Source organism: Pseudomonas sp. (assembly GCF_049590575.1).
GTDB lineage: Bacteria > Pseudomonadota > Gammaproteobacteria > Pseudomonadales > Pseudomonadaceae > Aquipseudomonas.
The window spans coordinates 1-13,378 of record NZ_JBAWDE010000231.1; the positions used below are offsets into that span (position 1 = coordinate 1).

Below are 13,378 nucleotides of genomic sequence, written 5' to 3' on the forward strand. Positions count from 1 at the left end.
CGGTGGGTCAGTTATCGATGCGCTGACTGATATACCGCTTTCGCGAGCAAGCCCGCTCCCACAGTTAATCTTACTTGTTAGATAGATCGCTCAACCACATGATTTTTAAGATAAAAAAACGGCGCTCACGGGGCGCCGTTTTTTTGTTCGCAGTGAACGCCTTACTCAGTAGTAGGCGTTTTCTTTCTGCGTGTGGTCAGTCACGTCGCGTACGCCCTTGAGCTCTGGAATACGCTCCAGCAACGTGCGCTCGATGCCTTCACGCAGGGTCACGTCCGCTTGGCCGCAGCCCTGGCAGCCGCCGCCGAATTTCAATACGGCGATGCCGTCTTCCACCACGTCGATCAGGCTGACCTGGCCGCCGTGGCTGGCCAGCCCAGGGTTGATCTCGGTTTGCAGGTAGTAGTTGATGCGCTCGTTGACCGGGCTGTCAGCGTTGACATTCGGCACCTTGGCGTTTGGCGCCTTGATGGTCAACTGGCCGCCCATACGGTCGGTGGCGTAGTCGACTACGGCGTCATCGAGGAAGGCTTCGCTGAAGTTGTCGATATACGCGGTGAAGCTTTTCAGCCCCAGGGCGGTGTCTTCAGGCTTCTCTTCCCCAGGCTTGCAGTAGGCAATGCAAGTCTCGGCGTATTGGGTGCCGGGCTGGGTGATAAACACGCGGATGCCGATTCCCGGGGTGTTCTGCTTGGACAGCAGGTCAGCCAGGTAATCGTGGGCGGCGTCGGTAATGGTTATGGCAGTCATGGAAACTCCTCACAGGCTTGCCGGCAGTTTACGCCAAATCATTACAGAGGTACAAAGTCCTAGTATTTTTGTCGGGATAAATTCAACCGTTGGTCGCCATCGAACCAGCCTTTGAGCAGACGGTAACTGCCCTTTTCCAGCCATTGGTAACTGCCGAGGGCGCCCAGCCCGATGGTGACCACGCACACAGCGAGCACGGCGTAAGGGTTCAAGCCATAGCGCTGGGCGACATAACCACCGGCCGACAGCACCAGCACATGCAGCAAATACACCGAATACGAGCAGTCTCCCAGCACCTTGAGCAGGCGGTTGCCTTCAAAGAACCGCTCCAGCGCCATGCAGCCCACCACCAGCACGGCGCTGGGCAGGCCCCAGGTCAGGGCGCGCGGCGAGGCCGGCCAATGGTAGATTGCCAACAGCGCAGCGGCGATACCCAGCAGCGGCAGCCACAGGCCGGGGCGAATCCAGCCCTTGCGGTAGAGCATGCCGATGCCGATCCCCATCAGGAACTCGACCACGATATCCGAGCGATAAAACGTGCTGATCCAGCCAAATGAAGTCCAGGCCTCGCACACTGCAAACAACAACGCTGCAACCACCAGCAGCCGCCATTGCCGACGAAACAGCAACGCCCAGGCGAACAGCAGGTAGAACAACATTTCGTAGTTCAGCGTCCAGCCGACGTTGAGCGTCGGGTAAACCCCATAACCACCGGGGTTCTCGGAAGGGATAAACAACAGCGACATCAGCACATGGGCGGCATCCACACTCTGGTCCGGCAACATCGGCCGGGCGACCACCACCAGCAACGCCATCAGCAAGGTGTAGAACCAATAAGCCGGTACGATGCGCAGCAAGCGATACAGCAGAAAGCGCCACGGCGGCAGGTCCTTGTCCTGGGTAGACAAGAAAATCACCAGCCCGCTGATCACGAAAAACACGTCCACACCCGCCGCGCCTTTTTCGACAAACAGCCGACCCAGGGCGGTGTCCGCCTTGAAGCCGAAGAAAATCTGCATGAAGTGGTGTCCCACCACCGTCCAGGCCGCCAGCGCACGCAGTGCCTGTACCGAGATCAACATCGTTTGCCACCTTCCCAGCTTAACTACCTGAAGCTGGGACCATGGCGAACGAGCAAAGGTCGATCAAAGATTCTCGTAGCGGTTCATGTCCAGCACGCCCTCTTCGACCGGCGTGGTTTCGCGGATGTACTGCGACAGGTCATGAAAGTACTGCCAGAACAACGGATGGCTGCGGCGCACGCCCCAGCGGTCGACAATCTTCTCAAAGCGCTTGGCATCCTTGGCGCGCTCCATTTCAGCCACGAACTCGGGCACTTCCTCGGCCGGAATGTTGAACATGAAGTTCGGATAGCTACTGAGCACCCCAGGATAGATCGTCAGCGTGTCCAGGCCCGGTTGATAGCGATAAGCCTCGCCGAGCAGAAACGCCACATTACTGTGCGCCCGATTACGCAGCAGGCTGTAGATTTCCCGTTTACCACTGGCGGTTTCGATGCGCAGCATCGTGGCTTCGGGCAACTGGTCAATCACCTTGAGCCCCGCCGCCGGCCGCGACGTCAGGCGGCTCAAGGCCTGCTCAGCCTGCTGCAACGCCGGGTCAATGCCATCGCGCGAGCAATAGGCGCCGGCGCAGCGGTTGATCGGGTCCGGGCTGGCGTTCAGCTTGCCGTAGCGGCTGAGCAACTGGTTGGCGAAGTCGCGTTTGGGGTCCTTTTCATCCAGGTGCAAGCCGGTGGGCGTGTCGTCATCAATGGCCTCATAGTCCAGCCACAGCTTGATTTTGCCGCTGTTCTGATACCAGTCATCCATAGCCTCCTCGCGGCTATCGGCCGGCATCAGGCGCAGGAAATTCTGCTCCGCACCGTTGCGGATCAAGTCGAAATACAGGCGCGTCTGGGCTTGGTGCGAGACGTTGCCGAACACGTCGAAGTTCACCGCCAACTGGTAATAGGTGCGTTCCAGCAGCGGGTAGTCAAACAGCCACATGGTCTGCGGCACTTCGCCGATCAGGCCCTTGGTCACCGAGGCGCTGTCGAAGTGGCGGAAGATGCTGAGCAAGGCGTTGTCATTCCCGGCCCACAGGCTCGACCAGCTCGGCGGCGGCAGATCGGCGTAGCTGTCACGGCGCAAGGCCTCGTATTCGTTACGTTTGTCGCGGTATTTGAGCCACAGACTGAGCACACTGCCCACGTCATCAATTTGCCCTGGCATCGCCAGCAGCGGCGTGGCCTGGCCGCGATAACGCGCATCGGTGATGTACAGGTCGTGATCCGGGTCCTGGAACAGCGTCCAGAAGTTATCGCGGATCACGTCAGTGGCGATCTGCCCACGGCACACCGGCCCTCGAATAAAAGTGCGCACGAAGTATTCGGCGTTATCCAGCATGAACTGGTAGCGCGCCTTGGCCGGGATGGCCTCGAAGGTCTCGAACGGGTTGGCGCGGCGCCCTGGGCCATAGCCCGGCAAGGCGTTGACCTGCCAGTTCCCTGCGTAGAACAGCTCTTTGATCCGCGCCATTTTTGCCGCACTGAACGGGTAAGTGATGTGGGTTTTATGCACGATCACCCCCTGCACCGGCCACAGGCGGTAGTACACCTGGGTGCCGGGGTCATCGTTGGGGCGGCGCGTGGCGATCAGGTCGATCGGCTGGCCGCTCGGCGTGCGCGAGCGCACCCATTGGAAGAAATGCCCCGGCTCGCCATGCTCGAAATAGATGTGCGCGAGGAACAAATGCTCGAACAACCAGCGCGCCACCAGGCTTTCGCGGGCGCCAGGCTGATTGAACAGGTTTTCCCACTGCTGCACCTGCAAGGCTTCCTGGGCGCTCGGTGCCAGGCCCTGCTCGTCAATCGGCGCACCGGAGGCCAGCCAACGTTGCAGGGTCTGGTATTGCTGGTCGGTCAGGCCGGTGACCGCCAGCGGCATGCCTTCCCTGGGATGCGCGCCGGCGTAGGCGTTGAACTCGCCGGGCGTCGCGCACATATTGGTGCGGTTCAGGCCCAGCACGATCTCGTCGGGCAACTTGGCATTCGGCTGCAGCGGCGCGTTGTGACCCAATTCGAGCATGCGCGCCATCAAGGCTGCCTGGCTGCCCTGGGCGTCCAGCACCGAATAGAAGCCTTTCTGCTGCCAGGCCTGCTTGCCGGACGCGTCATAGAACAAACGGGTGGTGGGCGTGGCCTGGCTGCGTTCGCCGTCGTACACCGGGACTTTTGTGGCACCGCGTGCGGCACCTTCGGCACTGCCCAGGTTGAGCTGGCAGGCCGAGTCGTAGCAGGCATGGCAGGCCACGCATTTCTCGGTAAAGATCGGCTGGATGTCACGGGTGTATGAGAGGGAACCTTGCGCCAGAGCGGTGCTGGCTATCAATGCCAGGACGGCGCTGACGATAAGACGAAGTGACATGTATCCGGTCCCGATTCAATGCGTGCGCTAAAAATTGCCGACGAGTGTACCGATGTCGACGCGCCATCAACATGAACGATATTCATGCAAAACCCTGGCATGCTCCAAAAGCGCACAGGTTTGCTATGATCCACGCCCTCCGTGATGCCTGACCTAGAGTAGTCCCATGCCCGATCGTAGCGCTCGTCTGCAAGCCCTCCACCAAGCCCTCAAGGAACGCATCCTAATCCTCGACGGCGGCATGGGCACGATGATCCAGAGCTATAAGCTTGAGGAACAGGATTACCGTGGCAAACGCTTCGCCGACTGGCCGAGTGACGTCAAGGGCAACAACGACCTGCTGGTGATCACCCGCCCGGACGTGATCGGCGGCATCGAAAAGGCCTACCTGGACGCCGGCGCCGACATCCTTGAAACCAACACTTTCAACGCCACGCGTATCTCCATGGCCGATTACGGCATGGAAGAACTCGCCTACGAACTCAACGTAGAAGGCGCACGCCTGGCGCGCAAGATCGCCGACGCCAAGACCGTCGAGAACCCGGCCAAGCCGCGTTTCGTCGCCGGCGTGCTCGGCCCGACCAGCCGCACCTGCTCGCTGTCCCCGGATGTGAACAACCCTGGCTACCGCAACGTGACCTTTGATGAGCTGGTGGAAAACTACACCGAAGCCACCCAAGGCCTGATCGAGGGCGGTGCCGACCTGATCCTGATCGAAACCATCTTCGACACCCTCAACGCCAAGGCCGCGATCTTCGCCGTGCAAGGTGTGTTCGAGGCATTGAACGTCGAACTGCCGATCATGATTTCCGGCACCATCACCGACGCCTCCGGCCGTACCTTGTCGGGCCAGACCACCGAAGCGTTCTGGAACTCGGTCAGCCACGCCAAACCGCTGTCCGTCGGCCTGAACTGCGCGCTGGGCGCCAGCGAGCTGCGCCCGTACCTGGAAGAGCTGTCGAACAAGGCCAACACCCACGTTTCCGCGCACCCGAACGCCGGCCTGCCCAACGAATTCGGCGAGTACGACGAACTGCCGTCGGAAACCGCCAAAGTCATCGAAGAGTTTGCCCAGAGCGGCTTCCTGAATATCGTCGGCGGCTGCTGCGGCACCACGCCGGGCCATATCGAAGCCATCGCCAAGGCCGTGGCCGGTTACGCGCCGCGCCCGATCCCGGACATTCCCAAGGCCTGCCGCCTGTCGGGCCTGGAGCCGTTCACGATTGATCGCAGCTCGTTGTTCGTCAACGTCGGCGAGCGCACCAACATCACCGGCTCCGCACGTTTTGCCCGCCTGATCCGTGAAGACAACTACACCGAAGCCCTGGAAGTCGCCCTGCAACAGGTCGAAGCCGGCGCCCAGGTGATCGACATCAACATGGACGAGGGCATGCTCGATTCGAAGAAGGCCATGGTGACCTTCCTCAACCTGATTGCCGGCGAGCCGGACATTTCCCGCGTGCCGATCATGATCGACTCCTCCAAGTGGGAAGTGATCGAGGCCGGCCTGAAGTGCATCCAGGGCAAGGGCATCGTCAACTCCATCAGCATGAAGGAAGGCGTCGAGCAGTTCATTCACCACGCCAAGCTATGCAAGCGTTATGGTGCCGCCGTGGTGGTGATGGCCTTCGACGAAGCCGGCCAGGCCGACACCGAAGCGCGCAAAAAAGAGATCTGCAAACGCTCCTACGACATCCTGGTGAATGAAGTCGGCTTCCCGCCGGAAGACATCATCTTCGACCCGAACATCTTCGCGGTCGCCACCGGTATCGAAGAACACAACAACTATGCCGTCGACTTCATCAATGCCTGCGCCTACATCCGCGACGAGCTGCCGTACGCGTTGACCTCCGGCGGCGTGTCCAACGTGTCGTTCTCGTTCCGCGGCAATAACCCGGTGCGCGAGGCGATTCACTCGGTGTTCCTGCTCTACGCGATCCGCAACGGCCTGAGCATGGGTATCGTCAACGCCGGCCAACTGGAGATCTACGACCAGATCCCCGCCGAGCTGCGCGACGCGGTGGAAGATGTGGTGCTCAACCGCACCCCGGAGGGCACCGACGCCCTCCTCGCCATCGCCGACAAGTACAAGGGCGACGGCAGCGTAAAAGAAGCCGAGACCGAAGAATGGCGCGGCTGGGACGTCAACAAGCGCCTGGAACACGCGCTGGTCAAGGGCATCACCACCCACATCGTCGAAGACACCGAGGAATCCCGGCAGTCCTTCGCGCGCCCGATCGAAGTGATCGAGGGCCCGTTGATGTCCGGCATGAACATCGTCGGCGACCTGTTCGGCGCCGGCAAAATGTTCCTGCCCCAGGTGGTCAAATCCGCTCGCGTGATGAAGCAGGCCGTGGCCCACTTGATCCCGTTCATCGAACTGGAAAAAGGCGACAAGCCCGAAGCCAAGGGCAAGATCCTGATGGCCACGGTGAAAGGCGACGTGCACGACATCGGCAAGAACATTGTCGGCGTGGTGCTCGGTTGCAACGGCTATGACATCGTCGACCTGGGCGTGATGGTGCCGGCGGAAAAAATCCTGCAAGTGGCCAAGGAGCAGAAGTGCGACATTATCGGGCTGTCCGGCCTGATCACGCCGTCGCTGGACGAAATGGTCCACGTGGCCCGCGAGATGCAGCGCCAGGACTTCCACCTGCCGCTGATGATCGGCGGCGCGACCACCTCCAAGGCGCACACGGCGGTGAAGATCGAGCCCAAGTACAGCAATGACGCGGTGATCTACGTGACCGACGCCTCGCGCGCGGTGGGCGTGGCCACGCAGCTGCTGTCGAAGGAATTGAAGCCGGCGTTCGTGGAAAAAACCCGCCTGGAATACATCGACGTGCGCGAGCGCACCTCGAACCGCAGCGCGCGTACCGAGCGCCTGAGCTACCCGGCGGCCATCGCCAAGAAGCCGCAGTTCGACTGGAGCAGCTACACCCCGGTGGTCCCGACGTTTACCGGCGCCAAGGTGCTGGACAATATCGACCTCAAGGTGCTGGCCGAGTACATCGACTGGACTCCGTTCTTTATTTCCTGGGACCTGGCCGGCAAATTCCCGCGCATCCTTACCGATGAAGTCGTAGGCGAAGCCGCCACCGCGCTGTACGCCGATGCCCAGGAAATGCTCAAGAAGCTGATCGACGAGAAGCTCATCAGCGCCCGCGCCGTGTTTGGTTTCTGGCCGACCAACCAGGTGCAGGACGATGACCTCGAAGTCTACGGCGACGACGGCCAGCCAATTGCCAGGCTGCATCACTTGCGCCAGCAGATCATCAAGACCGACGGCAAGCCGAACTTCTCCCTGGCCGACTTTGTCGCGCCCAAGGACAGCGGCGTGACGGACTACATCGGTGGTTTCATCACCACCGCCGGCATCGGCGCCGAAGAAGTCGCCAAGGCCTACCAGGACGCCGGCGACGACTACAACTCGATCATGGTCAAGGCCCTCGCCGACCGCCTGGCCGAAGCCTGCGCCGAGTGGCTGCACCAGCAGGTGCGTAAAGAGCACTGGGGTTATGCCAAGGACGAGCAACTGGACAACGAGGCGCTGATCAAGGAGCAGTACAGCGGTATCCGCCCTGCCCCCGGCTACCCGGCCTGCCCGGACCACACCGAGAAGGCCCAGCTGTTCCAGTTTCTGGACCCTGAGGCACGCGAGATGCACGCCGGGCGCAGCGGTGTGTTTCTCACCGAACACTACGCGATGTTCCCCGCGGCAGCCGTCAGCGGCTGGTACTTCGCCCACCCACAGGCGCAGTACTTTGCCGTGGGCAAGGTCGACAAGGATCAGGTGGCGAGCTACACCGCGCGCAAAGGCCAGGACCTGGCCGTCACCGAGCGCTGGCTGGCACCGAACCTGGGCTACGACAACTGAGGCCTGGCGGATTGTCTATGCTGTCTCTCACACACCTTGTGTCGAGGAATGTATGGACGATCCAGCCAACAAGCCGCCGACGTTCTGGCAGATGCTCCACAGCGTGATGGCCGCCGCCTTTGGCGTGCAAAGCGGCAAGAATCGCGCGCGCGACTTCACCCACGGCAAGCCCAGTCACTTTGTGATCCTGGGCATTGTGTTTACCGCGGTATTCGCGCTGACGTTATTCGGCATCGTGCAACTGGTGTTGCACTTGGCCGGGGTGTAAACCCAATCCTCACCGGGCTTCAGGGCGCCCGCTGCCTACTGATGGCTGACCCAGAACACGGCAGTTCCCACCACCAGAATTATCAAGAATAAAATCGCCCAGGCGTCCACGGTACTGTCGGGTTTACGGGTTTTTGTCGAGTTACTCATCGCATCGCCTCTTGTCGGTTTTATAGGTGATTGCACTCAAACACGCTCACAGTAAAGTTGATGATTGCCCGCATGACAAATGTGGTTATCCAGATAATCAATCTCATTAGTCGATTTGGTTCTTTGCATATACTCAAACATCACTTTTGCGCATAAACGCAAACTGGTATCGTGCGCCGGCTCCGTTGGGAGTGCGCGGCCGTGCGCGCAGATTTGCCGAGAACAGGACCTATATGTACGTATACGACGAATACGATCAGCGCATCATCGAGGACCGCGTCAAGCAGTTCCGTGATCAGACCCGACGCTACTTAGCAGGTGAACTGAGCGAAGAAGAGTTCCGCCCTCTGCGCCTGCAAAATGGCCTTTATGTTCAGCGCTTTGCGCCGATGCTGCGGGTGGCCGTGCCTTACGGCCAACTGACCTCGCGCCAGACGCGCATGATGGCCAAGATTGCCCGCGACTTCGACAAAGGCTATGCCCACATCAGTACCCGCCAGAACGTGCAGTTCAACTGGCCGGCGCTGGAAGATGTGCCGGATATCCTGGAAGAACTGGCGACCGTGCAGATGCACGCCATTCAGACCAGCGGTAACTGCCTGCGCAACGTGACCACCGACCAATTCGCAGGGGTTGCCGCCGACGAGTTGATCGACCCACGCCCCTGGTGTGAAATCATCCGTCAGTGGACCACCTTCCACCCTGAGTTCGCCTACCTGCCGCGCAAGTTCAAGATCGCCGTCAATGGCTCGACCTCGGACCGTGCAGCCATCGAAGTGCACGATATCGGCCTGGAGCCGGTGTACAACGCGGCGGGCGAGCTGGGCTTCCGCGTACTGGTGGGTGGCGGCCTGGGCCGTACCCCGGTGGTTGGCGCGTTTATCAACGAGTTCCTGCCGTGGCAGGACCTGTTGAGCTACCTCGACGCGATCCTGCGGGTCTACAACCGCTATGGCCGTCGTGACAACAAGTACAAGGCCCGGATCAAGATCCTGGTCAAGGCGCTGACGCCTGAAGTGTTCGCACAGAAAGTCGACGCTGAAATGGAACACCTGCGCGGCGGCCAGACCACCCTGACCGAAGCCGAAGTGCACCGTGTGGCCAAGCACTTCGTCGACCCTGAGTACAAGGCCCTGAGCAACCAGGACGCCGAGTTCGCAGCCCTCGACCAGGAGCACCCGGGTTTCGCCCGCTGGCGCAGCCGCAACACCCTGGCCCACAAAAAGCCGGGCTACGTGGCCGTGACCCTGTCGCTGAAACCCACCGGCGTTGCGCCAGGCGATATCACCGACAAACAGCTGGACGCCGTCGCCGACCTGGCCGACCGCTACAGCTTTGGCCAACTGCGCACTTCCCACGAGCAGAACATCATCCTCGCGGACGTTGAGCAAAGCCAACTGTTCACCCTGTGGGGCGAGCTGCGCGAAGGCGGTTTCGCCACGCCGAATATCGGCCTGCTGACCGACATCATCTGCTGCCCGGGCGGCGATTTCTGCTCCCTGGCCAACGCCAAGTCGATCCCGATTGCCGAATCGATCCAGCGCCGTTTCGACGACCTGGATTACCTGTTCGACATCGGCGAGCTGGACCTGAACATTTCCGGTTGCATGAACGCCTGTGGCCACCACCACGTCGGCCACATCGGCATCCTGGGCGTGGACAAGAAAGGCGAAGAATTCTACCAAGTGTCCCTGGGTGGCAGCGCCAGCCGCGATGCGAGCCTGGGCAAGATCCTCGGCCCGTCCTTCGCCCAGGAAGCCATGCCCGAGGTGATCGGCAAGCTGATCGATGTGTACATCGAACAGCGCACCGAAGATGAGCGTTTCATCGACACCTACCAGCGCATCGGCATTGACCTGTTCAAGGAGCGCGTCTATGCAGCGAATCATTAAGAACAACGAAGTCGTCGACGAAACCTGGCACCTGCTGCCCAAGGACGCGAGCTTCGATGGCATTTCCAACTGCGACGACCTGATCGTGCCATTGGCCCTTTGGCGCGAGCACGGCCACGCCCTCAAGGCCCGAGACGGCGGCCTGGGTGTGTGGCTGGACGCCGACGAAGAGGCCGAGGAAATCGGCGATGACGTGGAGCATTTCCAGGTTATCGCGTTGAACTTCCCGGCGTTCACCGACGGCCGCAACTACTCCAACGCGCGCCTGCTGCGTGACCGTTATGGTTACAAGGGCGAGTTGCGAGCGATTGGCGATGTGTTGCGCGACCAGCTGTTCTACCTGCGTCGCTGCGGGTTTGACGCCTTCGCCTTGCGCGCCGACAAAGACCCGTACGAAGCGCTGGAAAGCCTCAAGGATTTTTCGGTGACCTATCAGGCTGCCACTGACGAGCCGCTGCCGCTGTTCCGTCGTCGTTAACTAAAAATGTGGGAGGGGGCTTGCCCCCGATCACGGCGCCTCAGTCAATATTTAGGTGACTGATGTACCGCAATCGGGGGCAAGCCCCCTCTCACATTTGGATCTGCTTCGCCTTGCACATCGGCGCTTTCTCAAGCGCTGGCGTTAATCGACGCCAGCAGCTGCTTCTGCCCCATGGAGCACGGCACGCCCTCGGGCTGCGCGCGCACCGCCTCGATCACACCCAGCAACTGCGCCTTGCTGTGCGCCAGTTGCGCCTGCATCCCTTCGATCTGCACCACTTTGCGCTCCAGCGCTTCGATCAACTCCTCACGCTTGTGTTCGCCAGGCGCCGGCATCAATGCCTTGAGTTCCTGCAAGGTAAACCCGGCCTGTTGCGCGATCTGGATCAAGCGCAGGGTCTGCAAGGCTTCGGGCGCATAGCGCCGATAGCCATTGGCCTGGCGCCCCACCTGGCTGATCAGCCCTTCGGCCTCGTAAAAGCGGATACGCGACGCCGCCAGCCCGCTCTCTTTCGCCAGTTCACCAATATTCATCGCCTTGCCCTGCTTGACATTAAAGTTAACTTTAAGCTTAGCCTGAGGCCTCCCCCGTTCAGGAGTCAATCCATGTCACCCTTTCAATCCTTGCAACTGCCCAATGGCCAGGTGCTTGCCAACCGTATCGCCAAGGCCGCGATGGAAGAAAATATGGCGGACGCCCAACAGGCGCCGTCGCGCGAATTGAAGCAGTTGTACAAGGCCTGGGCCGACGGCGAACCCGGCCTGCTGCTGACCGGCAACGTGATGATCGACCGTCACGCCATGACAGGCCCCGGCGGCGTGGCCCTGGAAGACGAGCAGCACCTGGACAGCTTTCGCGAATGGGCCGATGTGGCCCGCGCCAAAGGCGTGCACTTCTGGGTACAGCTGAGCCACCCAGGTCGCCAGACCATGGCCAACCTCGGCCAGCAAGCATTCGCGCCGTCCGCCGTGGCCCTCGACCTGGGCGGTTTTTCGAAGATGTTTGCCAAACCCAGGGCCATGACCGAAGAGCAGATCCAGGAGGTGATCCAGCGCTTCGCCACCAGCGCACGCCTGGCCGAGAAAGCCGGGTTCACCGGGGTGCAGATCCACGGCGCGCATGGCTACCTGCTCAGCCAATTTCTCTCGCCGCTGAGCAACCTGCGCACCGACCGCTGGGGTGGCTCGCTGGAAAACCGCGCGCGCCTGCTGCTGGAAGTGATCCACGCCGTGCGTGCCAGCGTCAGCCCGTCCTTTTGTGTGGCGGTAAAGCTCAACTCGGCGGATTTCCAGCGCGGTGGCTTTGAAGAGGCCGATGCACGCGCTGTGATCCAGATGCTCAACCCGCTGCCCATCGATCTGCTGGAGTTGTCGGGCGGCAGCTACGAGTCACCGGCCATGCAAGGCGACGTGCGCGACGGCCGCACCCTGGCCCGCGAAGCGTATTTCCTGGCGTTCGCCAGCGAAGTGGCGGCCATCGCCAGCATGCCGGTGATGGTTACCGGTGGCATTCGCCGCCTGCCGATTGTGCAGCAGATACTCGACAGTGGCGTCGCCATGGCCGGCATCGCCACTGCGCTGACCCTGGAACCACAACTGATCAAGCACTGGCGCGAGGGCCGCGAGCTCAACCCGCAGCTCCAGCCCATCAACTGGCAGCGCAAGCCGTTGGCCGCCCTCGCCACCCTGGCCGTGGTGCGCTACCAGATGCGCCGCTTGAGTCGCGGCCATCGGCCAAAACCCAAGGTTGCGCCCTGGGTGGCGCTGGTGCGTGACCAATGGTTTATCGCCCGGCGCACCCGGCAATACCGCGCAGCCATGACCGCTCAGTCAGCAATCCAAAGCCTTCCGCTTGACCAACAGGCCTAGTCATAGAATTAATCAGGCAGGATGTAGGAAGGTTATTTCTTACATCCGAGAGCCACGAAATGAAGCGAACCTGTCCGACATGACAAAACAAAAGCCCGACGTTTCTAATAGCGACACTTTTAGAACAGGTTTCCCCCATGTCGGAACTACAAAAAAACAATGCCTCCCCACAACTCGTTGCCACGCTCTTACTGGCACCTGAGTCCAGAACACCCACGTCACACCGCACCGAATCGCCAGGCCGACCCTCCTCGCCATTATTGATTCCTGACCCTGAATTCGATATGCGCGGCCTCACATGGACCCCCCTGTGTGAGGCGGCAACGCCCCTGATTGGCTTGGTCCTCACAGCCGATTACCGGATCAAACGCGCTTGGCCATTGTCGCCGCCGTCGTGCTGACGGCTGCCTATACGACCTACTCGATCCGGTTGAATGCCATTACTCAGGAAGTGCTCGCGTCACTGGACGGAATACTCGCGTTCTAACGCCCTCCCCCAGACATACAAGGAAGCCCCATGCCCCGTCAAAGCGACCTTCGCTACACCTTCGAACCGCTGCGGGGCGATCCCTTCGAAGTGGTCTCGTTCACCCTTCAAGAGGGCCTGTCCCAGCCGTTCAAACTCGAACTGGAGCTGGTCAGTCACCACCAGGCCATCGACTTCT

At 60.9% G+C, this 13,378-nt stretch carries 9 protein-coding genes; 5 read left to right on the forward strand and 4 right to left on the reverse strand.

Annotated elements, in window-relative coordinates; translation table 11 throughout:
* Positions 1 to 165: 165 nt before the first annotated feature.
* The 3 genes from nfuA to WBR57_RS16080 form a co-directional block, all read right to left on the reverse strand.
* On the reverse strand, positions 166 to 750 hold the full coding sequence (nfuA, locus tag WBR57_RS16070) for a Fe-S biogenesis protein NfuA (RefSeq protein ID WP_017136914.1): 585 nt from the start codon (positions 748 to 750) through the stop codon (positions 166 to 168).
* A gap of 59 nt (positions 751 to 809) precedes the next feature.
* Entirely contained in the window at positions 810 to 1,832 is a 1,023-nt protein-coding gene (locus WBR57_RS16075; RefSeq protein ID WP_424084667.1) for an acyltransferase family protein, read from the reverse strand.
* A 63-nt stretch (positions 1,833 to 1,895) separates the two neighbouring features.
* The gene (locus tag WBR57_RS16080) at positions 1,896 to 4,178 is read right to left on the reverse strand and encodes a fatty acid cis/trans isomerase (protein ID WP_424084668.1); all 2,283 of its coding nucleotides are present in this window, start codon (positions 4,176 to 4,178) and stop codon (positions 1,896 to 1,898) included.
* Positions 4,179 to 4,344: 166 nt separating this feature from the next.
* Between WBR57_RS16080 and metH the strand changes: the two genes are divergently transcribed.
* The 4 genes from metH to WBR57_RS16100 all read left to right on the forward strand — a co-directional run bounded on the left by metH (position 4,345) and on the right by WBR57_RS16100 (position 10,842).
* Positions 4,345 to 8,055: a methionine synthase gene (gene metH, locus WBR57_RS16085; protein WP_424084669.1), complete on the forward strand. Its 3,711-nt coding sequence runs from the start codon at positions 4,345 to 4,347 to the stop codon at positions 8,053 to 8,055.
* 52 nt (positions 8,056 to 8,107) lie between these two features.
* Positions 8,108 to 8,323 carry a DUF2970 domain-containing protein gene (locus WBR57_RS16090; protein WP_424084670.1) on the forward strand — a complete coding sequence of 72 codons (216 nt, stop codon included), beginning with the start codon at positions 8,108 to 8,110 and terminating at the stop codon, positions 8,321 to 8,323.
* Between the two features lie 382 nt (positions 8,324 to 8,705).
* Complete coding sequence (locus tag WBR57_RS16095) at positions 8,706 to 10,364, forward strand: nitrite/sulfite reductase (RefSeq protein WP_424084671.1); 1,659 nt, start codon at positions 8,706 to 8,708, stop codon at positions 10,362 to 10,364.
* Positions 10,348 to 10,842, forward strand: coding sequence for a DUF934 domain-containing protein (locus tag WBR57_RS16100; RefSeq protein ID WP_043050275.1), 495 nt, complete (start codon positions 10,348 to 10,350; stop codon positions 10,840 to 10,842). The genes WBR57_RS16095 and WBR57_RS16100 overlap by 17 nt, the downstream gene beginning before the upstream one ends.
* A gap of 131 nt (positions 10,843 to 10,973) precedes the next feature.
* Here the strand turns inward: WBR57_RS16100 and WBR57_RS16105 are convergent, their stop codons facing one another.
* A complete protein-coding gene (locus WBR57_RS16105; protein WP_424084672.1) occupies positions 10,974 to 11,378 on the reverse strand; it encodes a MerR family transcriptional regulator in 405 nt (134 codons plus the stop codon).
* Between the two features lie 72 nt (positions 11,379 to 11,450).
* Here WBR57_RS16105 and WBR57_RS16110 point away from each other — a divergent pair, with 72 nt between their 5' ends.
* Positions 11,451 to 12,713, forward strand: a complete 1,263-nt coding sequence (locus tag WBR57_RS16110) for an NADH:flavin oxidoreductase/NADH oxidase family protein (RefSeq protein ID WP_424084673.1) — start codon at positions 11,451 to 11,453, stop codon at positions 12,711 to 12,713.
* Positions 12,714 to 13,378: the final 665 nt, after the last annotated feature.